Annotated in this window: 1 protein-coding gene; it reads right to left on the bottom strand. The window is 69.0% G+C overall.

Features of this window, described 5'->3' with window-relative positions; genetic code table 11:
• Window positions 1-53 precede the first annotated feature (53 nt).
• The gene (locus ACRX5S_RS12770) at window positions 54-1,532 is read right to left on the bottom strand and encodes an ABC transporter substrate-binding protein (protein WP_436773000.1); all 1,479 of its coding nucleotides are present in this window, start codon (window positions 1,530-1,532) and stop codon (window positions 54-56) included.
• Between the last annotated feature and the right edge of the window lie 216 nt (window positions 1,533-1,748).

Genomic DNA, 1,748 nt, shown 5'->3' with positions numbered 1-1,748 from the left:
CCGTCCGTACTGGGGGCGCGCCCTCGGGCGCGCGAACCGGGGCTACGTCACGGTCACTTCCGTACGCCGATCCGGTCGAAGAGCAGCAGCCCGTCGTTGAAGAGCTGGAGCCCGGTGATCTTGGGGTCGCACACGTAGGCGGCGACGGCCTCCTGGTAGACGTAGAACGGCAGGTCCTTGTTGAGTTCGACCTGCACGCGCGTGTACGCGTCGCTGCGCCGGTCGATGTCACTCGTCAGGCGCGCCTGACGCAGTGCCTCGTCGACGGCCGGCTTCTTGTAGCCGGTGACGTTCGAGAGGCCGCCCTGCGAGTGCAGGAACTGGTACATCGCGGGCTCGGGGTCGTCGGCCCACATCTGGAACACCGTGGCGTCGAACCGGCCTTCGAGGGACGTGCGCTTGATGAAGGTGGGGATGTCCTCGAAGACGAGGTTCAACTTGACGGAGCCCTTGGAGAGTTCGGAGATGCGGGTGCGGAAGAACTCCGCGATCGTCCGCGCCTTCGGGCTGTCCGGGACGGCGTACGTGAGCTCCAGCGGCTTGCTGCCGTTCTCCGTCACCTGCATGAACAGCCGGGTGGCCTCGGCGGGTTGGTTCTCCGGCGCGGCGAGCTGGATGCTGGCCAGCGGCGACGACGAGTCGAAGATGCCCTTGGCCGGGGTGCCGAGCCCCTCGTAGAAGAGCGTGTTGATCTCGGAGCCGCTGAGGGACAGCACGACCGCGCGCCGCAGATTGTACTCGGCGAACGGGCGCGGCGCGTTCTTCTCGCCCGGCGTCGTGCGGCCCACGTTGAAGGCGATCATCATGCCGCCGTTGAGCTGGATCTCGCCGACCGCGAGGCCGCGGTCGCGGGCGTCCCCGATGAGCACCGCGTCGGTGCTGATCGTCAGGTCGGCCTTGCCCTCGTCGATCATGCGGGCCGCGCCGGGGGCGTCCGGGTTGACGCGGAAGGTCACGCTGTCGAGGTACGGGCGGCCCTTCTGCCAGTAGTTCGGGTTGCGGTCGAACGTCATGTGGGACTTGGGGACCCACTCGCGCAGCTTGAACGGGCCGGCCCCGACCGGTGCGCGCGACGACGCGTCGATCGTCGCCTTGGTCGGCAGCGTCCTCGGCGAGGGTATGAAGTTGAGCACGCGCGAGACCATGCGGTCGAAGTTCGCGTTCGGGCTCGGTAGTTCGATGCGCAGTTGCAGCCGGTCGATCACGGTGAGCTTGACACCCACCAGGGCGGTCGCGCCCAGCGAGCGCAGTTCGGGGTTCAGGTGGGCCGCCCACGCCAGCCTGACGGCCTCGGCGTTCAGTTCCTCACCGTCCGAGAAGGTGATCCCCGGCCGCAGCGTCAGGGTCCACTTCGAGGTGTCCTGATCGGAGACCAGCGACTCGGCCATCTGCGGCCGTACCGTCCCGGTGGCCGGGTCGCTCCAGACCAGTACGTCGTACAGGGCCGACAGGCGACTGCCGTCCGCGACGTTGCTCGCGCTCGCGCTGTAGGGGTCCAGCCCCCGTGCGTCCCCGGGCAGGAAGATGTCCATCGTCCCGCCCTCCCGGGGCGTCCCATGGGGGTCCGGGGTCCCCCCGGACGACGACTGCGCGCACGCGGCGAGCAGCACGAGTGCGGCCGCGGCGCAGCCTATCCGTGCCCTCCGCAGAACCTGTCTGCGGGCCCTCCGTCTACGGACGTGCTGAATCACGGACGCCTGACCTCCACCTGTGTCGTGGGCTTGCTGCTGAGGTGCGTTCACCGGCCC

It is taken from the genome of Yinghuangia sp. YIM S09857, from assembly GCF_051388915.1.
GTDB lineage: Bacteria > Actinomycetota > Actinomycetes > Streptomycetales > Streptomycetaceae > Yinghuangia.
This window is presented reverse-complemented; position numbering and strand designations above follow the sequence as displayed.